Annotated in this window: 24 protein-coding genes; 12 read left to right on the top strand and 12 right to left on the bottom strand. The window is 71.4% G+C overall.

Features of this window, described 5'->3' with window-relative positions; translation table 11 throughout:
* The first annotated feature begins 49 nt into the window (after positions 1–49).
* Both ABZS69_RS26055 and ABZS69_RS26050 read left to right on the top strand, forming a co-directional pair.
* Positions 50–643, top strand: a complete 594-nt coding sequence (locus ABZS69_RS26055; RefSeq protein ID WP_355377058.1) for a TetR/AcrR family transcriptional regulator — start codon at positions 50–52, stop codon at positions 641–643.
* 109 nt (positions 644–752) lie between these two features.
* Positions 753–1,112 (top strand): hypothetical protein, encoded by a 360-nt coding sequence (locus ABZS69_RS26050; RefSeq protein WP_355377056.1) that lies wholly within the window; start codon positions 753–755, stop codon positions 1,110–1,112.
* A 118-nt stretch (positions 1,113–1,230) separates the two neighbouring features.
* On the opposite strand, the gene ABZS69_RS26045 is transcribed toward ABZS69_RS26050, so the two are convergent.
* From ABZS69_RS26045 to ABZS69_RS26015, 7 genes are all read right to left on the bottom strand, one after another.
* Positions 1,231–2,307, bottom strand: coding sequence for an SPFH domain-containing protein (locus tag ABZS69_RS26045; protein ID WP_355377055.1), 1,077 nt, complete (start codon positions 2,305–2,307; stop codon positions 1,231–1,233).
* 3 nt (positions 2,308–2,310) lie between these two features.
* The gene (locus ABZS69_RS26040; RefSeq protein WP_355377053.1) at positions 2,311–2,742 is read right to left on the bottom strand and encodes an NfeD family protein; all 432 of its coding nucleotides are present in this window, start codon (positions 2,740–2,742) and stop codon (positions 2,311–2,313) included.
* Positions 2,743–2,832: 90 nt separating this feature from the next.
* Entirely contained in the window at positions 2,833–3,987 is a 1,155-nt protein-coding gene (locus tag ABZS69_RS26035) for an Ig-like domain-containing protein (RefSeq protein WP_355377052.1), read from the bottom strand.
* Positions 3,988–4,060: 73 nt separating this feature from the next.
* The gene (gene fahA, locus ABZS69_RS26030; RefSeq protein ID WP_355377051.1) at positions 4,061–5,164 is read right to left on the bottom strand and encodes a fumarylacetoacetase; all 1,104 of its coding nucleotides are present in this window, start codon (positions 5,162–5,164) and stop codon (positions 4,061–4,063) included.
* Between the two features lie 14 nt (positions 5,165–5,178).
* Positions 5,179–5,952, bottom strand: a complete 774-nt coding sequence (locus ABZS69_RS26025) for a hypothetical protein (protein WP_355377050.1) — start codon at positions 5,950–5,952, stop codon at positions 5,179–5,181.
* Entirely contained in the window at positions 5,934–7,103 is a 1,170-nt protein-coding gene (locus ABZS69_RS26020) for a homogentisate 1,2-dioxygenase domain-containing protein (protein WP_355377048.1), read from the bottom strand. Before ABZS69_RS26020 ends, ABZS69_RS26025 begins: the two co-directional genes overlap by 19 nt.
* Before the next feature lie 79 nt (positions 7,104–7,182).
* Positions 7,183–7,812 (bottom strand): helix-turn-helix domain-containing protein, encoded by a 630-nt coding sequence (locus ABZS69_RS26015; protein WP_355377046.1) that lies wholly within the window; start codon positions 7,810–7,812, stop codon positions 7,183–7,185.
* Positions 7,813–7,874: 62 nt separating this feature from the next.
* Here ABZS69_RS26015 and ABZS69_RS26010 point away from each other — a divergent pair, with 62 nt between their 5' ends.
* Positions 7,875–8,495 (top strand): hypothetical protein, encoded by a 621-nt coding sequence (locus ABZS69_RS26010; RefSeq protein ID WP_355377044.1) that lies wholly within the window; start codon positions 7,875–7,877, stop codon positions 8,493–8,495.
* Positions 8,496–8,631: 136 nt separating this feature from the next.
* Entirely contained in the window at positions 8,632–9,096 is a 465-nt protein-coding gene (locus ABZS69_RS26005) for a hypothetical protein (protein ID WP_355377042.1), read from the top strand.
* Here the strand turns inward: ABZS69_RS26005 and ABZS69_RS26000 are convergent.
* Positions 9,088–10,329: an MFS transporter gene (locus ABZS69_RS26000; RefSeq protein ID WP_355377041.1), complete on the bottom strand. Its 1,242-nt coding sequence runs from the start codon at positions 10,327–10,329 to the stop codon at positions 9,088–9,090. The genes ABZS69_RS26005 and ABZS69_RS26000 overlap by 9 nt on opposite strands.
* A 176-nt stretch (positions 10,330–10,505) precedes the next feature.
* Here ABZS69_RS26000 and ABZS69_RS25995 point away from each other — a divergent pair, with 176 nt between their 5' ends.
* Both ABZS69_RS25995 and ABZS69_RS25990 read left to right on the top strand, forming a co-directional pair.
* Entirely contained in the window at positions 10,506–12,770 is a 2,265-nt protein-coding gene (locus ABZS69_RS25995; protein ID WP_355377040.1) for an MMPL family transporter, read from the top strand.
* 129 nt (positions 12,771–12,899) lie between these two features.
* On the top strand, positions 12,900–14,195 hold the full coding sequence (locus tag ABZS69_RS25990) for a hypothetical protein (RefSeq protein ID WP_355377038.1): 1,296 nt from the start codon (positions 12,900–12,902) through the stop codon (positions 14,193–14,195).
* Between the two features lie 95 nt (positions 14,196–14,290).
* Here the strand turns inward: ABZS69_RS25990 and ABZS69_RS25985 are convergent, their stop codons facing one another.
* Positions 14,291–15,271, bottom strand: coding sequence for an aldo/keto reductase (locus tag ABZS69_RS25985; protein WP_355377036.1), 981 nt, complete (start codon positions 15,269–15,271; stop codon positions 14,291–14,293).
* A 62-nt stretch (positions 15,272–15,333) separates the two neighbouring features.
* Here ABZS69_RS25985 and ABZS69_RS25980 point away from each other — a divergent pair, with 62 nt between their 5' ends.
* From ABZS69_RS25980 to ABZS69_RS25970, 3 genes are all read left to right on the top strand, one after another.
* Entirely contained in the window at positions 15,334–16,212 is an 879-nt protein-coding gene (locus ABZS69_RS25980) for a LysR substrate-binding domain-containing protein (RefSeq protein ID WP_355377034.1), read from the top strand.
* A gap of 34 nt (positions 16,213–16,246) precedes the next feature.
* Positions 16,247–16,447 carry an EF-hand domain-containing protein gene (locus ABZS69_RS25975; RefSeq protein ID WP_355377033.1) on the top strand — a complete coding sequence of 67 codons (201 nt, stop codon included), beginning with the start codon at positions 16,247–16,249 and terminating at the stop codon, positions 16,445–16,447.
* Positions 16,448–16,510: 63 nt separating this feature from the next.
* Positions 16,511–17,674, top strand: coding sequence for a helix-turn-helix domain-containing protein (locus tag ABZS69_RS25970; protein ID WP_355377032.1), 1,164 nt, complete (start codon positions 16,511–16,513; stop codon positions 17,672–17,674).
* Positions 17,675–17,687: 13 nt separating this feature from the next.
* On the opposite strand, the gene ABZS69_RS25965 is transcribed toward ABZS69_RS25970, so the two are convergent.
* From ABZS69_RS25965 to ABZS69_RS25955, 3 genes are read right to left on the bottom strand one after another with little or no spacing between them, the layout of a single operon-like run.
* Positions 17,688–18,278, bottom strand: coding sequence for a hypothetical protein (locus ABZS69_RS25965; RefSeq protein ID WP_355377030.1), 591 nt, complete (start codon positions 18,276–18,278; stop codon positions 17,688–17,690).
* A complete protein-coding gene (locus ABZS69_RS25960; protein ID WP_355377029.1) occupies positions 18,275–18,862 on the bottom strand; it encodes an RNA polymerase sigma factor in 588 nt (195 codons plus the stop codon). The genes ABZS69_RS25965 and ABZS69_RS25960 overlap by 4 nt, the downstream gene beginning before the upstream one ends.
* A 46-nt stretch (positions 18,863–18,908) precedes the next feature.
* On the bottom strand, positions 18,909–20,078 hold the full coding sequence (locus ABZS69_RS25955; RefSeq protein WP_355377027.1) for a Gfo/Idh/MocA family oxidoreductase: 1,170 nt from the start codon (positions 20,076–20,078) through the stop codon (positions 18,909–18,911).
* A gap of 211 nt (positions 20,079–20,289) precedes the next feature.
* Between ABZS69_RS25955 and tdh the strand changes: the two genes are divergently transcribed.
* The 3 genes from tdh to ABZS69_RS25940 all read left to right on the top strand — a co-directional run bounded on the left by tdh (position 20,290) and on the right by ABZS69_RS25940 (position 23,488).
* A complete protein-coding gene (tdh, locus tag ABZS69_RS25950) occupies positions 20,290–21,318 on the top strand; it encodes an L-threonine 3-dehydrogenase (protein ID WP_355377025.1) in 1,029 nt (342 codons plus the stop codon).
* Positions 21,318–22,487, top strand: a complete 1,170-nt coding sequence (locus ABZS69_RS25945; RefSeq protein ID WP_355377023.1) for a glycine C-acetyltransferase — start codon at positions 21,318–21,320, stop codon at positions 22,485–22,487. The genes tdh and ABZS69_RS25945 overlap by 1 nt, the downstream gene beginning before the upstream one ends.
* A 98-nt stretch (positions 22,488–22,585) precedes the next feature.
* Entirely contained in the window at positions 22,586–23,488 is a 903-nt protein-coding gene (locus ABZS69_RS25940) for a LysR family transcriptional regulator (protein WP_355377021.1), read from the top strand.
* Positions 23,489–23,507 lie beyond the last annotated feature (19 nt).

The raw sequence follows: 23,507 nt of genomic DNA, 5'->3' as shown, positions 1-23,507 counted from the left end.
AGCGATCGATACAGAAAACATAACATAGCGATCGCTATAGAATGGCGGCATGGCCAGACAGCGGGCGTTCGACAGGGAAGCGGCACTGGAAACGGCGCTGCTCGCGTTCTGGCGGCACGGCTACGAGGCGACCTCGGTCGCCGAGCTGACCGCCGCGATGGGGATCCGTCCCCCCAGCCTGTACGCGGCCTTCGGCGACAAGCGGCGGCTGTTCGAGGAGGCGGTGCGGCGCTACCAGGAGACGTACGGGGCCTTCACGACGCGCGCCCTCGCCGAGGAGCCGACCGGCCGCCAGGCCATCGAGCGCGTGCTACGGGAGGCCGCCATCGAGTATTCGAGCCGCTCACACCCGACGGGGTGCCTGATCATCACGGCGGCGGTGAACTGCGGGCCGGAGTCGGCCGAGGTCGAGGAGCTGCTACGCGACTTCAGAGAGGGCAGCAAGGCGGCACTCAAGGCCCGCATCGACGGCGACCTGGCCGCCGGCCGCCTCCCGGCCGGCACGGACACGGCGGGCCTGGCGACGTTCTACGCCGCCGTCATCCAGGGCATGTCCACCCAGTCCCGCGACGGCGCCACCCAGACCGACCTCCTCAACATCGCCACCCTCGCCATGTCCGCCTGGCCCATTGCATTCGAGTGACTACAGAACGTAGAGGTCGTTGCTAGGTTGAGGGGCCATGATTACTTGGAATTTCCACGTCGCCCTGAATCGGGCGCCTGCCGGTGAAGAGCTGGATGCGATCGCCTCCGTGATCGCCCAGATCAAGACGGTCCCCGGGCTCTGGCCCATCGCCGTCGGGGAAGACGACGGCGTGACGCTGGGAGACGCCGCCCGTCGGCACGGTGGGCGCACGCAGGCCAGCCTGCGCCAGCTCGCCGCAGGCCAGCGGGGCCCCGGCGGGTTCCCCGCCCCACTCATCGAGGCCGACAACATCCGCCTCTACTCGTGGGCCGAGATCTCCGAGTGGCTGCGCACACGGATGGGGGATGACATCCCGCCGGAAAACCCGGATGTCGCCCTGGCGGACGCGCTGGTGAGGCTCAACTGCCGGGCCCGAGCCGCGCATCGGGAAGACGGGCTTCGCCACCTGTTCGAAGCCATCGCCTGACCCCGCGCCGCACCCGTCGACCTCAAAACCTCGCCCCTCGACCTCACTCCCGAGCGCGAAAGCCCCACTCCTCGACCTTCAACCGGAGGCGCCCGCCGGCGGGCGCCTCCGTGGGGTGTCAGCGCTCGGCCTCGGTGTGCTTGCGGTCCAGGTCCGGGAACGGGGACGGCTCCTCGACGCCCTGGGTGAGCTGGCGCGGCCCGTCGGGGCTCTCGGAATCCTGGGCGTCCGCGACCGCCTCGGCCGCCGCCTCCGTGGCCTTGGCCACCTCCTCGTCGAACTCCGCCGACTGCGGCGCCTCCTCCCGCGTCGCCGCCGACCGGGGCAGGGCCTCGGTGAACGCCTTCGAGACCCCCTGCAGCGCCGAGGTGACCTCGCTCGGGATCACCCAGAACGTGTTGCCCTCGCCCTGCGCGAGCTGCGGCAGCACCTGGAGGTACTGGTAGGCCAGCAGCTTCGGGTCGGGGTCGTTGCGGTGGACGGCCTGGAAGACCTGGTCGATGGCGCGCGACTGGCCCTCGGCCTCCAGGATCGCGGCGGTGCGCTGGCCCTCGGCGCGCAGGATGCGGCTCTGCTTGTCACCCTCGGCCGTGAGGATCTGCGACTGCCGCTGACCCTCGGCGTTGAGGATCGCGGCCCGCTTGTCGCGCTCGGCCCGCATCTGCTTCTCCATCGCGTCCTTGATGGTCTTGGGCGGGTCGATGGCCTTGATCTCGACGCGGTTGACGCGGATGCCCCACTTGCCGGTGGCCTCGTCGAGCACGCCCCGGAGCTGGCTGTTGATGGTGTCGCGCGAGGTGAGGGTCTTTTCCAGGTCCATGGAGCCGACGACGTTACGCAGCGTGGTGACGGTCAGCTGCTCGACGGCCTGGATGTAGTTGGCGATCTCGTACGCCGCCGCCCGCGGGTCGGTGACCTGGAAGTAGAGGACGGTGTCGATCTCGACGACCAGGTTGTCCTCGGTGATGACGGGCTGCGGCCGGAAGGAGACGACCTGTTCGCGCAGGTCGATCATGGGGTAGACGCGGTCGACGTAGGGGATGACGAAGTTGAGACCCGGCTTGAGGGTGCGGTGGTAGCGGCCGAGGCGCTCGACGTTGCGGGCCCGCGCCTGCGGGACGATCCGCACCGCCTTGAGCACGGTGAACACCGCGAAGAGTATGACGAGCAGTCCGACCAGCAACAGCGGATCCATGAGTCACTCCCGGGGATATACGAGGGCTGTCGCCCCTTCGATCTCGATGATGTCGACGGTCGCCCCTGTGGGGATCACCAGCGTCTCGTCGTAGGCGCGCGCCGACCACTCCTCGCCCCCGATGCGTACGCGGCCGTCGCGGCCCGTCACCTCCGCGACCACGTAGGCGGGCTTGCCGACGAGTGCTTCCACGCCGAATCGCTGCAGCGGGGGCTGCGTGATGTGACGCATCGCGATCGGCCTGAGCACCAGCAGTCCGGCCGCGGACGACAGGGCGAAACACAACAACTGCAGGGGCACGGGCAATCCGATGACGGCGGTGAGGGCGGTCAGCAGCGCCGCCGCACCCAGTAGCCCGAGCGAGGCCGTGAGGGTGAATATTTCGGCCACGCCGAGCACTACCGCGAGGATTACCCAGATGATCCATTCATCCATGTCCGGCCCTCCTGATGGGACAACGGGCCTGAGTTCGTGACTGGTTCCCCCCTCTCTACCGTAATCCTGGAATCAACCCGGCGGCACCCGTCAGCCCGCGGGAGCGGCCGTGAACAGGGCGCTCCCCTCCCGCCACTTCTCCCACGGGAGCTGCCAGAAGCCCCATCCGTTGTTCCATTCGAGCTGCCGGCCGGTGCCGACGATCGTGACCGGATCGCCGCGCAGCGAGCCGTCGTAGAACCAGGCCGCCTGGTCGGGCCGGGCGTTGACGCAGCCGTGGCTGACGTTGGCCCGGCCCTGCGCCCACACGTTGTCCTTGGCGTGCACGTATTCGCCGCTGTTGGAGATGCGCACGGCATGGTCGATCAGCAGGTCGTAGTAGCCGGGGTCGCCCTTGACCCGGCCCGGGGAGATCATGCGGACCGGGTTGCCCTTGTCCATGGTCAGGTGGATGCCGCTGGTCGTGGTGTATTCGGGGGTGGTGGCCATGCCCGCGCTGATGGCCATCCGCTGCGCGATCTCGCCGTCACGGCGGACGATCATCTGGTGGGACCGGGTGTCGATCGTGCTGGTCTGCCTGCGCCCGACGGTGAAGGCGAAGGTGGAGTCGGTGGTGCCGTAGACGCCGGCGCCCGCGCGGACGCCGGCCAGGTGCGCGGTGACGGTGACCTGCTGGTGGGGCGCCCAGAACCGGCGGGTGCGGTAGATCACCTGGGTGTCGCTGATCCACCGCCACGCGCCCTCGACCGGGGTCTGCGCCCTGACCTCCAGCGCCCGCTCGACGGCCGCCTTGTCGGCCACCGGGGTGTCGAAGTCGATGATGACCGGCATGCCGGCGCCGACCGTCTCGCCCGGCAGCGGCGCCGTCGCGGCCACCTGGAACGGCCTTCCCGCGGACCGGGTGTGGAAGCGGCCGACGGCGACCGTGGCCGGGCCGCGGGCGCCGGCGGCCGTGACGGACACCGTGTATTCGGCCGCGGGCCTGAGCGTCCAGGCGGAGCGCCACGTCGTGCGGGTGTCGTCGAGCCGGCCGGGCACCTGCTGCCCGCCCTCCGAGACCAGCACCCGGCTGAGCGTGCCGCCGCGGGCCCTGACCACCAGGCCGCGGTCGGTGCGGGCCCGCTTGGAGTCGAGCGCCGGAGAGACCCGCACGACCGGGGGCGGTGACGGGGTCTTGGCCGCCACCGAGGAGCAGCCGCAGACCATGAGGAGGAAGGCGACACAAGTCATCGCGGCCCGCCGCATGTCACTCCTGCTGTCCGAGGGAAGGGGTGGTCCCAGGGTAGCGGCGAGTCAGCGGTCAAGCACGTTGAGTCACTTATGTGATAGTTCCGGAAACCTCCCCCAATGTCAGGGCGCCGGCGGTGGCCCGGATCGTCACCGTGTCCCCGTCCTCCAGGAACGAGCGCGTCTCTCCGCTCGCGAGCTTGAGCGGGTCGGTCCCGTTCCAGGTCAGCTCGATGAACGAGCCGCGCTCGCCGCGCGCGGGCCCCGAGATCGTGCCGCTGGCGAACAGGTCGCCGGTCCGCAGGGAGGCCCCGTTCACCGTCATGTGGGCGAGCATCTGGTCGGGCGTCCAGTACATGCTCGCGTACGGGGGCCGCGACACGACCTCCCCGTTGAGCAGGACCTCCAGGGAGATGTCCAGCCCCCAGTCCGCCTGCCTGCGCAGGTAGCCGGCCGGCGCGGGGTCCTGGGCGCGGCCGGGGACGCGGGGCAGCGCCTCCAACGGCGTGATCCACGGCGAGATCGAGGTGGCGAACGACTTGGCCAGGAACGGCCCCAGCGGCACGTACTCCCACGACTGGATGTCGCGCGCGCTCCAGTCGTTGACCAGCGTCACCCCGAACACGTGGTCCTCGAAGGCCCCCGCGGGCGAGCCGAGCTCGGTCGGCACGCCCACCACGAACCCCAGCTCCGCCTCGATGTCCAGCTTCGCGCACGGCCCGAACGCCCCGCGCCCGAGCTGCCCGTGCGGGCGCCTGACCGGGGTGCCGGACACCACGACCGTGCCGGCCCTGCCGTGGTAGCCGACGGGCAGGTGGCGCCAGTTGGGCTGCAGCGGCTCGGTGCCGGGCCGGAAGATCTGGCCGATGTTGCTCGCGTGGTCGATCGAGCAGTAGAAGTCGACGTAGTCGGCCACCTCGAACGGCAGGTGCAGTCGCACCTGCTCCAGCGGGACCAGATGCCGCTCGGTCACGGCGAGGTCGCCGGTGAGCTTGTTCCGGATCAGCGTCCTGGTGTCGCGCCAGGCCGTCCGCCCGCGGGCCATGAACGGGTTGAGCGAGGGCGCGTCGAAGACCTCGTCGTGCAGGGCGGGCGCCAGGTCGAGCACCTTGTCGCCGTAGCGCACGCCCACGCGGGGCGCCTGGCCCGGACGCGAGAACACCCCGTAGGGCAGGTTGTCCACTCCCCAGCTCACGAAATTTCCCTCCGTCACGCGATCAGCCCCAGTGTGCGCAGGTCCTCGACGGGGGTGCTGGTGCTGCACGAGCCGTAGCTCACCAGCAGCCGCCGCGCCCGTTTCGCGGTGTCTTCCGATACGCCCTGCGCGAGACGTACGAGATGCCCGACGTCGGTGGTCCGCAGCACGGGCACCGGGTCGCGCCCGTCGACGGCCTCGCAGACGGCGAGCACCAGGTTCAGGAAGCCGTGCCGGTCGACGCCCAGCGCGGGGTCGAAGTGGCGTACGGCGTGGTGCAGCCCGGCCGTGGCCTTGAACGGGACGTCGCGCTCGACGCAGAACCCGAGGAAGGCCGCGAGATGCTCCGCCGGCGGGAACGTGTCGGCAGTCAGGCCGCCGCAGCGCACCTTCAGCCCCACCCCGCCGGGCACCTCGACGCCCACCTTCCCCGCCGCCACCTCCACGAAGAGCCGCACGCCCGCCGGCAGCCGGAGCCGGCCGGCCAGGGCCTCGATCGTCGTGCCCGGCGGCAGCCGGATCTCGACGAAGTCCACGGGCAGGTCGTCGAAGGCGGGCACCTCCTCCTGGTCCACGATCAGCCCGATCCGCCGCGGCCGGTATTCCATGTCGCGCAGCCGGTGGAGCCGGCTGGCCGGGCACAGGAACCGGTGCGTGAGCACGGAGCTGCCGTGCTCCAGATCGCGCCGGTTGCGGGCCAGCGCCTCGTCCATGTGCAGGGACGTCGGCGGGAACAGGCCCGCGTCGTCCACGAGTGCCGTGTACACGCTCATCGTGACCAGGTCCACGCGTAGCCGGTGTCCTCGCAGGACAGCGCCCCCTGCCCGAGGTCGAGCGGGCGGAACGTGTCCACCATGACGGCCTTCTCGCTCGTCGTCGTGATGCCCCGGGAGACCGCGTCGATCACCGCCTCGACCGCGCCGGGCTGCGGCCCGTGCGTGAACCCGGCGGGATGCAGCGAGATCGAGCCGACGTCGATGCCCGAGCCCTTGCGCGCGGAGTAGTCGCCGCCCACGTAGAACATGAACTCGTCGGAGTCCACGTTGTGGTGGTTGTACGGGATCGGCACGGACTCCGGGTGGAAGTCGAGCGGCCGCGGGCAGAACGAGCACACCACGAACCCCGGCCCCTCGAACGTCTGGTGGACGGGCGGCGGCGCGTGCGTCTTCTTCACGATCGGTTCGAAGTCGTCGATGTTGAACGCGAACGGGTAGAGGTAGCCGTCCCAGCCCACCACGTCGAACGGGTGGTTGCGGTAGACCAGCCTGCTCAGCCCGCCCCGCGTGCGGACCAGCACCGGCACCTCCTCGCCCTCGACCGTGAACGGCTCGGCGGGGCTGCGCAGGTCGCGCTCGCAGTAGGGGGCGTGCTCCAGGAACTGCCCGTACTGCGACAGGTAGCGCTTGGGCGGCCTGATGTGCCCGGCCGCCTCGATGGCCAGCACGCTGACCTGGCCGTCCGGCACCCAGCGGTGGATCGTTCCGGTCGGGATGACGACATAGTCGCCCTCGCCGGCCTCGATCACGCCGTACGTGGACTCGAAGCGGACCCGGCCACGCTGTACGTAGACGCACTCGTCGCCCATCGAGTTGCGGTAGAGCTCGCTCGGCCGGTCGCTGGTGGCGTACGACAATCGGACGTCGCCGTTGCCCGCCAGCAGCAGGCGCCCCGTGACCAGGTCACCCGCGCCGGACAGCTCCTGCGTGCGGAAATGGCGCGGCGAGAGCGGCAGGTTGGGCTCCAGCCGGGTCTCCACCGTCGGCGTGACGGCCTCCGCCTTGACGATCGCGGTCGGCAGGTAGCGGTGGTACAGCAGTGAGGAGTCGGACGAGAACCCTTCCTCGCCCATCAACTCCTCCGCGTAGAGACCGCCGTCCGGCCGCCTGAACTGCACGTGCCGTTTGCGCGGCACCTCCCCAACGACGCGGTAGTACGGCATCCGCTGCCTCCATAGTGTCCGCTTATCGGACGAATATGTCCTCTATATGCAACAACCGTCCGCCATCGGCCTGGAGATGTCAACCCAGCGCGGCGGCCAGCTCGGCGGCGGCGGCGACCACCCGAGGACCCGTGGACTCCTCAAGCGGCCCGAACGTCACCACCCCCACCGACGCCTCCAACCAGGGCAGCCCGGTGACAGGCGCGGCGACGCCCCGCGCCCCTTCCTGCAACTGCCCCTCCGTCGCGAAGTAGTCGTGACGCCCCTCGCGCAGCGCCAGGATCGCCCGCCCCGCCGCGCCTTTGACCAGCGGATGGCGCGAGCCCTCGCGGTAGGCCACGTGCATGTCGGTCCAGGACGGCTCCACCACCGCCACGGCCAGCCCGTCGTCGCCCTCGGCCACGGTCAGGTGCGCGGTCGCGCCCACGTCCTCGGCCAGCCGCCGCAACGTCGGCACCGCCGCGGCCCGCAACAGCGGCTGAACGGCCTGGGCCAGCACCAGCACCCCGAACCCGAGGTGCACCCGCCCCTCGGCGTCCCTCCGCACGAACCCCTCGTTCATCAGCGTCGTCAGCAGCCGGTAGACCACGGGACGGCTCAGCGACAGCTCGGCGCTCAGCTCGGTGGGCGTCCGGCCGCCCTTCCCGTCGGCGAGCAGTCTCAGCAGGCGAAGCCCGCGTTCCAGGGTCTGAGCGGATTCAGCGGCCATGCGAACGATTATCCGGTGACTCTCCGTGCGGCGCGGGTACATAAGCCCGTGGGGGGGTGACGATGCGGCATTGGTGGGTGTTCCTGCTCGCCGGCCTTGCCATGTGCGGATTGTCCGCCGCCGTACCCTCGCTCACCATGACCCTGGTGTCCCGGCAGGTCCCGTTCCACCCCGTGGGCGGGAGCCTGGTCGAGGACACTTTCTACGTCACCCAGGGCATCGAGGTCCGCCAGCGGCTGCTGCCCACCGCGAAGGGCGTCACGTTCCGCCCCGCCTACCTCGCCGTCGGGATCAAGGTCGACCAGGGCGGCCGGCTGTACGGCACGCCGCAGCGCTCCGGCACCTACCTCGCCGCCGTCCGGATGTGCGCGGCGCAGACGTGCCGCGACCAGCGGCTCACCCTCGTCGTGCTCGCCAACGTGCCGTGGGAGCCGCGCGCGCTGACCTTCCCCGGCCGGGCCGGCACCCCGCTGAGCGGGGAGATCGGCATCAACGGCGGCCCGGAGGGCGTGATCCCGACGTTCACCGTGACCGACCACGCCAAGCTGCCCCGCGGCGTGACCGTCGGGCCCGACGGCCACGTGGGCGGGGTGCCCGCGGCCCCGGGCATCTCCGAGGTGCCGGTCCGGATCTGCGTGGCGGGGAACTGCGCGGGCGTCGTCGTACAGCTCATCATCGCCTGAAGCCTCCCGGCGCGCCCGTGGTAGGGCCCGCCTCACCTGAACTCGGCGGGCAGCGGGCATGCTGCGACCCAGCTCAGGAGCGGACACTTCAGGCATAGCCCCTTCAATCCACGGAGCAATCCACGGAGGCAATGCCATGACCACCGTCCTGGACTCACGCAGAACCGACCCGCCGCCCGTCGTCCACACCGCCGCCATGCTCTGGCTGACGGCCGTCGCCTTCGGCGTGCTGGAGACCGTGCTCGTGGTCTCCGAGCAGCTGTTCACGGGCAGCGCCACGGTCGCCGGCCTGCTGCCGCAGGTCGGGATCCGGCTGGCGGTGTTCGCCGCGGCCGTCTTCATGGCGCTGCGGCTCAAGGCCGGGCAGAACTGGGCGCGCCTGACCCTCGCCGTGACGCTCGGCGTCTTCGGCACGCTCTCGCTCGTGATCGGCCCCGTCCAGTGGCTGCTGGCCGGCGGCTCGATCGGCGAGGCCGTCGCTGGGGCGGACGCGATGGGGCTGCTCTTCGCGGGCAGCCGGATCCTGCACGTGGTGGCCGTGCTCGGGGCGGTGACGCTGATGTTCCAGCCCAGGGCCAACGCCTACTTCAGATCAGCTTGAGACCGGCTCCCGCTCGGGGGCGCGCAGGTTGCGCACCCCGGGAGCCAGCAGGGCGGCGAGGGTGGACAGCACGATGATGACGGCACAGGCGAGCAGCGTCTCCTCGGTGCCGAACAGGTCGGCCGCCTGCCCCGCCAGCAGCAGCCCGATCGGCCCGAACATCATCGACCCGAGCACGTCGTACGAGCTCACCCGCGACAGCGACTCGGCCGGAACCTCGCGCTGCATCGTGGTCTGCCACAGGACGCCGAACACGTCGAAGCACACGCCCAGCACGAACGCCCCGATCACGATCGCCCAGAGCGGCGCGTCCAGCCCGAGCAGCACGTACGGCAGCGCGGGCGGCAGGCAGAGCAGCACGGCCACCAGGATCGGCCGCCGGGGCCGCAACCGCATGGCGACCAGCACGCCGACGATCGTCCCGACGGCCTCGCCCGCCAGGAACGCCGACCAGGCGGCGGGGCCGCCCAGGGTCTCCTTCGCGATCAGCGGCCCGAGCACCCCGTGACCGGCCTGGATGGCCATGACCATCAGCGAGAACTGCGCGACCACCACCCAGATCCACTGCCGCGAGCTGAACTCCCGCCAGCCGTCCCGCAGGTCGGCCAGCACCGAGTGCCGCTCCCGCGGGCTCGCGACCGGATCCATCCGCAGCAGGGCCAGCAGCGCGCCCGCCACCGCGAACATCGCGCCGCTCACCACCAGCGCCCAGCCCCCGCCGAACAGCACCACCGTGCCGCCGCCCAGCACCGCGCCCGCCACCCGGGAGGCGTTCTGGCCCAGGCCGAGCAGGGCGTTGCCGGCCTGCAGCCGGTCGGTCGGCACGACCTCGGGGATGATCCCGGTCAGCGCCGGGAACATGATCGCCGTGCCCACCCCGGTCAGCGCCGCCGCCGCGGACAGCGCCGGCAGCGGGGTCCAGCCGGCGAGCAGCATCGCGGCCAGCGCGAAGAACCCCACCGCCATCAGGGACTCCCCGGCCATCATCACCCACTTGCGCGGCAGCCGGTCCGCGAGCACCCCGCCGAACAGGATGAACACGATCATGGGCACCGCCTCGGCGGTGAGCACCACGGACAGGGTCGAGGCGGTGGCGCCGGGCAGGCCGAGGACGCCGAACGCCAGGGCCACCGGCGCGAACGCGCTGCCGAGGACCGAGAGGGTCCGCGCCGACAACAGCAGGGCGAACCGGCGGTCCCGGAGCAGCCCGAGATCGCTGAGATAACTGTGCACCGGCCTGCCCCCCTGAAAACAGCCAAACCCCGCCATTCTGCCGGGTCCCCTCGCCGATGTCGCCTGAATATTGGTCCGCTGACAACGCCGGAAGCGGAATATGCGCGCGTTTGGCAAGAATCCGGCCTCGTTCTCCCGTAATTTGCTAGGACCCTGCTGTCGGCGAGGGGACTTCATTGGGGCGGCTGGTCTATCGCGGTAGGTGGACGCTGCTGGCGCTGAGCGTGGTGGCGGCCCTGCTCGTCGCGCCGCTGGCCCTGTCCGGGCGGGCGGTGGGCGGCGGCTTCGAGGACCCGCGCGCCGACTCCGCGACCGCCGCGCGGTGGAGCGCGGAGTGGTACGGCGGCCAGAGCCCCGACGTGGTCGTCCTCTACCGGCACCCGACGGTCAAGGTGCGCGACCCGCGCTACCGGAAGGCGGTGCACGACTCGCTGCGCGGGCTGCCTGCCGAGTACGTGCGCGGGATGGTCACGTACTGGACGACCGGGTCGAAGGAGATGGTGTCCAGGGACGGGCGCTCGACGTACGCGATCGTCACGCTGAAGGGGGCCAAGCGGGCGAGCTACGCCGCCGTCGCGGCGCGGCTCAAGAGCGCCGAGAACCTGTACGTCGCGGTCGGCGGGCCGGTGCCGGCGCAGGCGGAGCTCGACGGGGAGGCTGCGGGCGACCTGGCCCGCGTGGCGGCCGTCGCGGCGCCGGTGCTGCTGGTGCTGCTCGCGGTGGTGTTCGGGAGCCTGGTGGCGGCCCTGCTGCCGCTGGTCGTGGGGCTGCTCGCGGTGCTCGGCACGCTGGCGCTGCTGCCCGAGGTGTCGGTCTACTCGTTCTACGCCGTCGTGCTCCTCGGGCTCGGGCTGGCGGCCGAGTTCTCGCTCCTCCTGCTCAAGGCGTTCAGGAGGGAGATCGGGGCCGGGGCCTCGAACGAGCGGGCCGTGGCGGGCGCGGTGGCCACCGCCGGGCGGGCCGTGGCCGTGGCCGGGGTGAGCGTGGCCGCGCCGCTGCTGGGGTTGCTGCTGTTCCCGCAGCCGTTCCTGGGCTCGCTCGGGCTGGCGGCGGCGGCCGTGGCGCTGGTCGCGACCGTGGTCGCGCTGCTCGTGGCGCCCGCCCTGCTGGGCGTGCTCGGGCGGCGGGTGGACGCGCTGCGGGTCAGGCCCGCGTACGCGCGGCGGGACGGCGGGATAGGGGACGACGTGGCCCGCCGGCCGGTCGTGTACCTGGTGGCGGTGACGGCCGTGCTGGTCGCGCTGGCGGCGCCGCTCCTGCACGTCGAGTTCGGGAACGCGGACCACCGGGCGCTGCCCGCTCCCTCCGAGGGCCGCCGGGTGGCCGAGACCGTCGAGCGCGACTTCGCCAGGAACGCCCTGTCGCCGATCGACGTGCACGTCGTGGTGGAGCCGCTGGACGGCACCGCCGTCACCGCGCTCGACGTGCGCCCCCTCATGGAGCGGCTGCAGCGGCTGCCGCACGTCACAGGGGTCGAGATGGCGGGGATCTCGCGGCCGAACAGCGCCGTGCGGCTCGCCGTCCGCCACGACCTCGACCCCATGTCGGCGGCGGCCGGGGACCTGGTGACCTCGATCAGGTCCATGGCTCCGGGGCCGGACGTCCGGCAGGTCTCGGTCGGCGGGCCCGTCGCGGCGCGGCTGGACCTCCTGGCCGGCCTCTCCGGCACGTTGCCGTGGCTGGCGGTGGTGGTCTGCGCGGCGATGGCGGTGGCGCTGTCGCTCGCCTTCGGGTCGCTGGTGGTGCCCGTCCCCGCGGTGGTCGCGAGCGTGCTGTCCGCGGGGGCCTCGTTCGGGGTGATCGGGTGGGCGGTCCAGGGCGGCCTCCTGGGCTTCTCGGGGCCCCTGGACGTCTCCGTCGCGATGCTGATCGGGGTCGTGGCGTTCGGGCTGTCGGTCGTCCACCAGGTGTTCCTGGTCTCGGAGGCGCGTACCGGGGATTCCCCGAGGGAGGCCGCCGGGGTGATCATGGGGGCCGCGCTGCTGGTGACGGCGGTCGGCGGGGCGTTCGCGACGGCCGGGATCGCGGCGGTGCGGCTGCTCGGCGCGGGCCTGTGCGTGGCGGTCGCGGTGGACGCCGCGCTGGTGCGGCTGCTGCTGGTGCCCGCGGCCATGGGGCTGCTGGGCCCGGCGAACTGGTGGCCGCTGCGCGCCCGCGCGGCCTCCCCCGCCGCGCCCCCGGGCGACTACGAGGTCATGCCGCCCCGGGAGACGCCCGCCCTCGCGCCCGCTCCCCGGAGCGATCGGCGCCCGTTGACGTCCGGGCGGCCCGCGATCACCGTCAAGGGGCGGCCGGCCGCCTTCGGCGCGGACACCGATCCGGTGCCGGTGCCCGCCGAGCCGGCGCAGCCGCAATGGGTGAAGGTGGCGAAGGGGCGCACCCGGGCGGTACGCGCCGACCCCGGCGGCACCGGCTGGACCTGGGTCGAGGTGGACGAGTGAGCCTTCGTAACTAGGGCGACTACTTCAGGTCGAATACTGCGTGAAGAAGCCATGGATCTCATTGAACGTTATTGATCGTCCGGATAGTGTGCGATATGCCCACGATCATCCCCTGGAAGTAAAGGTGCCATGCGAAAGCGGCTGCGGCAGGTCTTCGTCATCGGATTAGCCCTCTCGCTTCTGGGGGTCGGCGTTCCGGCCTGGTCGGCGGACGACGACAGAAGCTGCAATGACCTGATGTCCGGCGACACCCCGGCGTACGTGGTCTGCCGCTGGCTGGCCACCCCCGAAGAGGCCGCGGACATCGCGCGGTTCTGGCTGGACAACGACGGCGAGCACATGAAGGAAGCCGGTCCCGCGAACCCCATCACGGTGGACTGCACGGAAGAGGGCAACGTCTGCCCGACCGACTCCGAGGGCGACGGCGAGATGCACGACGGCGACTCCCCGGACGTCCCGGGCGCCGAGGACGGCGGCACGCCTGAATGCTCGAACGGCGACCAGTGCGGCTACGTCGACCCCACCGGCGTCACCGCCGCCGAGAAGGAGTCCGCACAGGAGACCCCGGCCGGCAAGGCCGCGCAGGCCGCCGTCCAGACCACCATGCGCCTCTGGATCGAGACCGAGCTGGCCGACGACTACAAGGCCGGCAAGCTGGCCGAGGGCGTCAAGAAGATCGCCGCGCTGGTCGCCGCGCAGCCCGGGGTGGTGGGCGTCAGGTTCACCTCGCAGCTCGGCTACAACCAGACGTTCGCGACGGCTGACGAGCTGGACAAGTTCGTCAACGAGGCCACGGCCGCGCTGCGGACCGCGGTGCCGGGCAAGAAGCTGGCCGCGCACACGGTGGTGCCGCTGTTCGGCTGCGGCGCGAACGACGCCTGCAAGGCCGAGATGACCAAGAAGTACCCGCTGCTCGACCCCGAGCGCATCGGCGTCTGGCTCTCCAAGGGCCTGATCGACCAGCTCGCCCTGGACGACGGCCACCTGGCCACCGAGTACGCCACCTGGAAGATCGACGCCGCCGAGGCCCAGCGCAACCAGTGGATCCAGGTCCGCGCCCGCGCCTGGGACGCCTACGCGCAGATCGCCGGTGAGGACGCCTCCTTCGCCGCCGCCGGGACCTCCAACCTCACCGAGGAGCAGATCACCAAGGCGATCACCGAGCGCATCGCCTCCCCGCTCCAGGACGACGCCGCGGAGACGGTCACCCTGTGGACCCGCTGGCAGAACGACCAGGGCCAGGTCAACCGGGTGTACGGCGAGAAGTGGGCCGCCAACGCCACGTGGGACCAGCTCAAGAAGCTCGACGCGGTCCGCCCCCGCCTGGCGACCATCTACGACCCGGCCAAGCCCGAGGTGGACGTGGCCACCGACCTGAAGAACCTGTCGGAGGTCTTCGGCCAGGTCTACCTGCACGCGGCCTGAGGCCGGAAGGACCCCCGAGGCGTACCGTCAGAGGTATGCGGCCGGCCAGGAGCGCGATTGTGCGACGCGCCCTGGCCGGCGGCATGTCCGGGGTCTCACAGGAGGGTCGCGCCCGTCACCTCGAACTTGGCGAGGGCCGCGTCGAGCCTGGCCAGCGTGTCGGGGTGCAGGGTGAGCTCGGCCGCCGCCAGGTTCTCCTCGATGTGGGCCGGGGTGCGGCTGCCGGGGATGGTCACCACGTGCTCGTCCTGGTGCAGCAGCCAGGCCAGGGCGAGCTGGGCGGGCGTGATGCCGAGCTGCGCGGCCAGGGCCCTGATCGGGGCGTAGCGGTCGTTGTTGCCCGCCAGGTTCTCCGCCGAGAAGCGCGGCGCGTTGTGCCGGAAGTCGCCCTCGGCGAGTGACCGCACCGTGCCCGTCAGGAAGCCGGTGCCGAGCGGGCTCCACGCCACGATCCCCACGCCGAGCTCCCTCGCGGCGGCCAGCAGACCGGGATCCAGGGGGCGCCACATCGACCACTCGTTCTGCACGGCCGTCACCGGGTGGACCGCGTGCGCGGCCCTGAGCTGGGCGGCCGTCACGTTGGACAGGCCGATGTGCTTGACCAGGCCGTCCCGCACCAGCTCCGCCAGTGCGCCGGTCATGTCCTCGATCGGCACGCCGGGGTCGGGATAGTGCGAGTAATAGAGATCGATCACGTCCGTGTCCAGGTTGCGCAGGCTGCGCTCCGCGTAACCCCTGATCAGGCGGGGGTCGGCGTTCACGCGTAGCTCGTCGAACGCGTAGCCGACCGGGTGCGACCTGCTCGGCTCCCCCTCCGGGATCGCCAACCCGAACTTGGTCGCGACCACCACCTCGTCCCTGCGGCCCTTGATCGCACGGCCTACGAGGCGCTCGTTGTGCCCGTCCGCGCCGTACGCATCGCTGGTGTCCACATGGGTCGCTCCCCCGTCGAGCGCGGCCTTGAGCGCCACCTCGGCGCGGCCGTCGTCGACGTCCCCGTAGACGCCCGGCGACAGGACCATGGCGCCGAAGCCGATGGCGGGGACCCGCAAGTTGCCGAGAGTACGTGTCTTCATGCCTTCGATCCTGCTGCGCGAGCCTCGGGCGGGTCCAAGACCCTTTGGTATAACCGTTGGTTATGGATGTGCATCTGCGTGAGCTGCGGTACTTCGTGGCGGTGGCCGAGGAGCTGAACGTGACGCGGGCCTCGGAGCGGCTGTTCGTGTCCCAGCCGGCGCTGTCCAAGCAGCTCAGGGTGCTGGAGCGGCAGCTCGGGTTCCGGCTGTTCGAGCGGGTGCACACCGGCATGGCGCTGACCAGGCAGGGCGAGGCGCTCCTGCCGATCGTCCGCGACCTGCTCGAACAGTGGGTGAGCGGGGTCGAGTCCGCGCGGGCGGCGGCGCCCGCCGGGACGCTGGTGATCGGGATGCAGACGGCCGTGGGCAGGGGGCTGCAGCAGGAGGCGCTGCGGCGGTTCCGGACGGCGATGCCGGGATGGGAGGTGTCGCTGCGGCTGGTGGGCTGGGACGATCCCAGTGGCGGGCTGGCCGACGGGTCCTCCGACGTGGCGTTCATCTGGCTGCCGGTGCCGCGGGGGCTGAGGACGTACGTGCTGGCCACCGAGGGCAGAGGGGTGGCCATGCCGGACGGCCACCCGCTCGCGCGGCTGGCGGAGATCCCGTTCGAGGCGCTGCGCGACGAGCCGTTCATCGCCCTGCCGCCGGAGGCCGGGCCGCTGCGGGACTTCTGGCTCGCGCGGGACGCCCGGGACGACGAGCCGGTCGTCGGGTTCACCGCGAACACGCCGGAGGAGGTGTTCGAGGCCGTGACCAGCGGACTCGGGGTGGTCCTCGTGGCCGAGGGGAACGCCGAGCTCTACAGCCGGCCCGGGATGGCCTACCGCCCGGTGACCGGGCTGCCTCCCGGGCAACTCGCCATCGCCTGGCGGGAAGGGGATGTGAGTCCACAAGTCATGGCATTCATCGACGCGCTGAGACTGGTCACGACTAAGGTCTGACGCGACATCGATTCACGTAGAAGGGCGATCCCCCATGAGCGATTACGCCGTCACCTTCGACCTCATCGACGCCGACAAGGACGGCCGCATCTCCGCCGTCGAGCTCGTGAAGCTGATGGAGGTGCTCGGCCAGCCGGTGACGCTGGACGCCGCGCAGGAGGGCGTGCAGAAGCTCGACAAGGACGGCGATGGCCTGATCGACCTGGAGGAGTTCGCCGCCTTCCTCCAGAAGTGACAAAAACAAGCTCTTGCTACACATTCTCCTGTTGCCTGGGTCACAATGGCGACGGGAGGGACGATGGTCATCACGAGTGAAATCCCCGTGCAGGCGCTCAGGGCGGGCGTCGGCAGGGTCTCGGCAGAGGTGATCGAGGAGATCCAGACCCGGATCCCCGAGTACGCCAGGCCATCGGACGAGCTCTACCTCAAGGTCGTCAAGATGGCGGTCGAGCAGGCCATCGAGGGCTTTCTCGACCGCGTCGAGCACCCGGGCGCCCCCTGGGACCCCGAGCCGTTCCGCATGATCGGCAAGGGCGAGGCGGCCGAGGGCCGCAATCTCGAGGCGCTCCAGGCCGCGATGCGGCTCGGCGCCCGGGTCTGCTGGCGACGGCTGACCGAGCTCGCCGAGCCGCTGCGCCTGTCCCCGCAGAGCCTGTACGACCTGGGCGAGGCCATCTTCGTCTACCTCGACCAGCTCGCCGGCGCGGCGGCCGAGGGCTTCGAGGAGGCCAGGGCGTACGCCGCGGGCGAGACGGAGCGCCGCCGCGGGCGCCTGCTCGACCTGCTGCTCAGCCGCCCGCCCGCCAGCGCCGAGGCCATCGCCGAGCTGGCCAGGTCCGCCGGGTGGCGGCAGCCCAGGACCGTCGCCTGCGTGGCGTTCGACGACCGGCACGCCGCCTACCGCGCCCCCGCCCTGCCGCCCGACGTGCTCACCGGGCTGGACAGGCCCGTGCCCTGCATGCTTGCGCCCGACCCCACCGGGCCCGGCCAGGCCCAGCTGCTCGACCAGGCCCTGCGCGGCCGCCAGGCCGCGATCGGCCCCGCCGTGCCCCTCCCGGCCGCCGCGACGTCGCTGCGCTGGGCCAGGGAGGCCCTGGAGCTGTCGCGGCGCGGCATCCTGCCCCGCGGGCCGCTGCGGTGCGCCGACCACATGGCGACGCTGGTGGTGTTCAAGGACGAGGAGCTGGTCAGCGCCCTGGCGGAGGCGCGGCTGGCGCCCCTGGCCGACCTGCGGCCCGCCCAGCAGGACCGGCTGGCGGAGACGCTGCTGGCCTGGCTGCGGCACGGCCGGGGCGCGGGCGAGGTGGCCGCCCGGCTGCATGTGCACCCGCAGACCGTGCGCTACCGGCTGCGGCAGCTCGAAGAGCTGTACGGCGACCAGCTGGCCGACCCGGACATCCGCTTCGAGCTGGAGATCGCGCTGCGGGCCAGGCAGGCCGTCCAGGCGAGCACCCGCGCCTGAGCGGGGATCTCCGTCAATGCGAGAGCGGGGCGTCCGTGGTGTCCACCAGCTCGCAGTCCGCGATGGGGCTCTCGCCGACCTTGGCCCAGATGCCCGCCACGACGCCGCCCCGAACCTCCCCGACGCTGAACTCCAGCACCCCCGTCTGGCCGGGCCCGATGACCTTCGGGTCGATGACGAAACCCGGTTCCATGCCCTCCCTCGGCTCCCAGCCCGCAGGAGCCGGGAACACCGACAGCGGCGTGCTGAGGAAGTGGCTGCTGCGCGGCTGCGGGCTGCACTTCTTGCCACGGGGGATGTAGTCCACCACCACGTTCGCCCCCATGGCCCGCAGGTCCTCCTGGAGCTTCTTCGGGTCCTTGGCCTCGTTGATGGTGATGCGGATGAAGCCGTCGGGCCCCCTGGTCACGGCGTACGCCGGGGCGCCGCCGAGCAGCAGCGGGACCGCCACCGCGGCGGCGGCCGCCAGCCCCGCGACGGGGGCCAGGAGGGCCGGGCGCGGGAACCGCCCGCGGGCGGGCCTGCGGTCGATCTCGGTCATCACGAACTCCTTGAGCAGTCGGTGACGGCCCTCGGGAAGATCGCGTTCGGTCGTCCGGCTCATCGGATCTCCTCCTTCTCGGGGCCGGGTTCACCTACTACCTGTCGGGTCGCCGGCGGCGGTTCCCCGGCGGCGGCGAGTTTCTTCCTGGCCCGCGACAGCCGGGAACGCACGGTGCCCACGGGGATGCCGAGCGCCTCGGCCGCCTGCGCGTAGTCGAGCCCCGCCCAGACGCACAACGCGAACACGTCCTGTTCCTGGCGGCGCAGCCGCCCGTACGCCTGCCGCACCGCCGACAGCCGCTCGGCGTCGTCGATACGACCCACGACCTCGTCGGCGAAGTCGGGCACCTGCTCGCCCCTGGGCAGCCGGGCCAGCGCGTCGTCGTGCCGGCGGGCGGCCCGGCGCACGTTGCGGGCCACGTTGGTGGCGATGCCGAGCAGCCAGGGGCGCAGCGAGCCGCCCTCGGGATCGATCCGGCCCCGTAACCGCCAGGCTTCGAGGAACGTCAGCGCCATCACGTCCTCGGCCGTGGACCAGTTCGCGGTCAGGCGGAAGGCATGGTTGTAGACGGACTTCGCGCAGCCGTCGAAGAGCTCGCCGAACGCCGCCTGGTCCCCGTCGCGTATGCGGGCACGTATCGACATATCCACACCCGTCTACTGTCCGCGCGACGCGCCGGGTTCCGCGGGATCAGCGCTGGCCGGCGTCGAAGTACGCGGCCAGCTCCGCGTCGAGGGGCGGCACGTCGTACGGCATGCCCCCGTTCCGCAGCGACATCGTGGCCATGTAGCCCGCGGCCACGCTCATCCTGGCCGCCACCGGCGAGGTGTCCGTCGCGCCGCCGTCCCGGACGAACCGGCAGAACTCCGCCATGATCTGCGCGTCCGCGCCCCCGTGCGTGCCCTCCGCCGGCGGCACCCGGTACGAGATGTCGCAGTCGTCCCGGTAGTCCGTCGGCCCCCGGTTCCACACCTTGACCGTGTCCCCGGGCCCGTCGCCGAAGTTCTCCAGGCGGCCCTCGGTGCCGATGACCGTGTAGTTGCGCACGTAGTCGGGCGTGAAGTGGCACTGCTGGTAGGCGGCGATGACGCCGTTGTCGAGCCGCATGTTCATCACCGACACGTCCTCGACGTCCACGACGTGGTGCAGGCCGGTGCGCGAGGTGGGCGGCCACTCGTACTCCTGGAGCCACCCGTCCGGGCGCGGCGTGCCGGGCGCGCGGCGCGGCAGGTCGCCGTAAACCATGAGGTCGCCGAACGCGTTCACCCTGGTCGTGTAGCCGCCCGCGAGCCAGTGGATGACGTCCAGGTCGTGGGCCGCTTTCTGCAGCAGCAGGCCCGTGGTGCGGGCGCGGTCGGCGTGCCAGTCCTTGAAGTAGTAGTCGCCGCCGTAGGAGACGAAGTGGCGCACCCAGACGGTCTTCGGCTCGCCGATGACGCCCTTGCGGATGATGTCGCGCATGAGCCGGACCACGCCCATGTGCCGCATGTTGTGCCCCACGTACAGGCGGGTGCCGGTGTCGCGGGCGGCGCGCAGGACGTTGTCGCAGCCCTCGACGGTGATCGCCATCGGCTTCTCCAGGTAGACGGCCTTGCCGGCCTGGAGGCAGTCAATGGCGATGCGCTCGTGCGTGTCGTCGGGGGTGTTGACGATGACCGCGTCGAGGTCGGGCCGGTCGAGCAGCTCCCGGTAGTCTCCGGTCAGGAACTCCGCCTCGAACCGCCCCGCCTGCCTCTTGAGCACCGCCGGGTCGGAGTCGCACAGCGCGGCCACGGTCGAACCCCTGCCCGGCCGGTGCGCGTGCAGGGAGAGGCTCGTCCGCAGGCCGAGGCCGATGACTCCGATACGCAGGTCTTCCACTGGTGTCCCTTTCCGAATCAGCCGCAGCAGACGTCAGGCTAGTACTCATTTATGCAAATAAATAGCGCCAACCACGCAGATCTAAGCAACGGTCCCCGCCTTTGCTGGGGCGTGAAGCGGAGCTGTGGGGGCGCTTAAGAATCCCTCGATGGACATCCACGGAGGTTGGAGGGCACAGTGCGTTAGGTTCGGACTGGGGGGAAATGGTGCCATGAAAGCGCTGGTCAAAGAGAAGGCCGAGGCCGGCCTCTGGCTTGTGGACGTGCCCGAGCCCGAGGTGGGACCCGGCGAGGTGAAGATCCGGGTCCTGCGGACCGGCATCTGCGGCACCGACCTGCATATCCGGAAATTTGATGATTGGGCGCGGCACACCCTGCGGCTCCCGCTGATCGTCGGGCACGAGTTCTCCGGCCACGTGGTCGAGGTGGCGCCGGGCGTCGAGGACGTCGCCGTCGGCGACCTCGTCAGCGGCGAGGGCCACCTCGTGTGCGGCAAGTGCCGCAACTGCATGGCGGGCCGCCGGCACCTGTGCCGCAACACGGTGGGCCTCGGCGTCAACAGGGACGGTGCCTTCGCCGAATACGTCACGCTGCCCGCGTCCAACGTCTGGGTGCACCGGGCCCCCGTCCACCCCGACGTGGCGGCCATCTTCGACCCGTTCGGGAACGCCGTGCACACCGCGCTGTCCTTCCCCCTGGTCGGGGAGGATGTGCTGATCACCGGCGCGGGCCCCATCGGGCTGATGGCGGCGGCCGTGGCCACGCACGTCGGCGCCCGCAACGTGATGATCACCGACGTCAGCGACGAGCGGCTGGCCCTGGCCGGCAAGCTCGGCGTCTCCCTCGCCCTGAACGTCTCCAGGTCCTCGATCACCGACGGCATGCGCCAGCTCCACATGCGCGAGGGCTTCGACGTGGGGCTGGAGATGTCCGGCAACCCGCGGGCCATGCGCGACATGATCGCGAACATGACCCACGGCGGGAAGATCGCCATGCTCGGGCTGCCCGCCGAGGAGTTCGCCGTCGACTGGGCGACCGTCGTCACCTCCATGATCACGATCAAGGGCGTGTACGGGCGGGAGATGTTCGAGACCTGGTACAACATGTCGGTCCTGCTGGAGAAGGGCCTCGATCTCACCCCCGTCATCACCGACCGGTTCTCGTACCAGGACTTCGACGCCGCCTTCGACACGGCGGCGAGTGGCCGCACGGGCAAGGTCATTTTGGATTGGAGCGCTTGATGTTCACGAACGTGCGCCAGCAGCTGCGTACGACGCTCGACGAGATCACCGAGGCCGGGCTGCTCAAGCCCGAGCGCGTGATCGGCTCCCCGCAGAGCTCGGCGGTGAGCGTCGGCGGGCGCGAGGTCCTGAACTTCTGCGCCAACAACTACCTCGGCCTGGCCGACGACCCCACCGTGATCGAGGCCGCCAAGGAGGCGCTGGACCGGTGGGGGTTCGGCATGGCGTCCGTACGGTTCATCTGCGGCACCCAGGAGGTGCACAAGGAGCTCGAAGCACGCCTGTCGGACTTCCTCGGCATGGAGGACACCGTCCTCTACAGCTCGTGCTTCGACGCGAACGGTGGCGTGTTCGAGACCCTGCTCGACGCCCAGGACGCGGTGATCTCCGATGCGCTCAACCACGCCAGCATCATCGACGGCATCAGGCTCTCCAAGGCCCAGCGCCTCCGTTACGCCAACCGCGACATGGCCGAGCTGGAGGCGCGGCTGAAGGAGGCGTCGGAGGCGCGGCGGCGGCTGATCGTGACCGACGGCGTGTTCTCCATGGACGGATATTTCGCGCCGTTGCGGGAGATCTGCGACCTGGCCGAGCGGTACGACGCCATGGTGATGGTCGACGACTCCCACGCCGTCGGCTTCGTCGGGCCGACCGGCAGGGGCACGCCGGAGCTGCACGGCGTCACCGACCGGATCGACATCATCACCGGCACCCTGGGCAAGGCCCTCGGCGGCGCCAGCGGCGGCTACGTCTCGGCCCGCAAGGAGATCTGCGAGCTGCTGCGCCAGCGCTCGCGCCCGTACCTGTTCTCCAACTCGCTGGCCCCCGTCATCGCCTCCGCGTCGCTGCGCATCCTCGACCTGCTGGAGACCTCGAACGAGGCCCGCGAGCGGCTCCACGCCAACACCGCGCGCTTCCGCGGGGAGATGACCAAAGCCGGGTTCGACATCCTGCCCGGCGAGCACCCGATCGTGCCCGTGATGATCGGCGACGCCGCCGAGGCCGCGGCCATGGCCGATCGCCTGCTCGACCTGGGCATCTACGTCATCGGCTTCTCGTACCCGGTCGTGCCGCACGGCCAGGCCAGGATCCGCGTCCAGCTCTCCGCCGCCCACTCGCCTGAGGACGTCGACCGCGCGGTTCAGGCGTTCATCCAGGCCCGCGGCTGACGGCCGCCCGGGGCTCCGCCGTCGCGGCGGGCGAGTATTCTCGCTGCCAGAGAGCCGGCGATCAGGCGCGCCTCCGGGAGTGAGGCCAAGGAGCACGGGTGATAGACACGCGGCGGTTGCGCACGCTGCGGGCGGTGGCCGACCACGGCACGGTCACCGCCGCGGCGGCCGCGCTGCACCTCACGCCGTCCGCGGTGTCCCAGCAACTCGTCGCGCTGGAGCACGAGGTGGGCCACAAGCTGTTCACCCGCGACGGCCGCGGCGTCCAGCTCACCGCCGTCGGCAAGATCATGCTGGGCCACGCGAACGAGGTCCTCGCCCAGCTCGAACGCGCCAAGGCCGAGGTGGCGGCGTACGCCACGGGCGAGGCGGGCGAGGTCACCGTGGCCTGCTTCGCGACCGCGATCGGCGCCGTGCTCTCCCCCGCCATCGCCGCCCTGCGCGCCACCTCCCCCGGCCTGCACGTACGCGTGCTGGACGCCGAGGGCGACCACAGTCTGGCCATGCTGCTGGACGGCGAGGCCGATCTGGCCATCACGGTCGAGTACCGGGGCGCCCCCGACGCCGCCGACCGGCGCCTGTCCCGGCTGCCCCTCTACGCCGAGCCGTTCGACCTGGTGCTCCCCCACGACCACCCCTTGGCCGCGGAGGCGACCCTCACCTCGCTCGCCTCGGAGACCTGGATCGGGCCCTATCCGGGCAACCCGGTGCACGACGTGATCACGTTCGCCTGCCGGCAGGCAGGTTTCACGCCGAACCTCGCCCACTGCTCCGACGACTTCCGCGCCGTCGTCGCTCTGGTCGGGGCGGGGGCGGGGGTGGCCCTGGTGCCGCGGCTGGCCCTGCGCGACATGGCGCTGACCGGGGTGGCGGTCCGCCACACGCCGGGGCCCGAGCGCCGCGTCTTCGCCGCCGTACGCCGGGGCTCCGACGCCCACCCTCTCCTGCGCCCGCTCCTGACGGCGCTGCGCACGATCGGCCGCTCTCTCGACTCGGGGTGAAACAACCCCGTTTTATCCG

This window comes from Nonomuraea sp. NPDC005650 (assembly GCF_040605375.1).
In the GTDB taxonomy this organism is placed as follows: Bacteria; Actinomycetota; Actinomycetes; order Streptosporangiales; family Streptosporangiaceae; genus Nonomuraea.
This window is presented reverse-complemented; position numbering and strand designations above follow the sequence as displayed.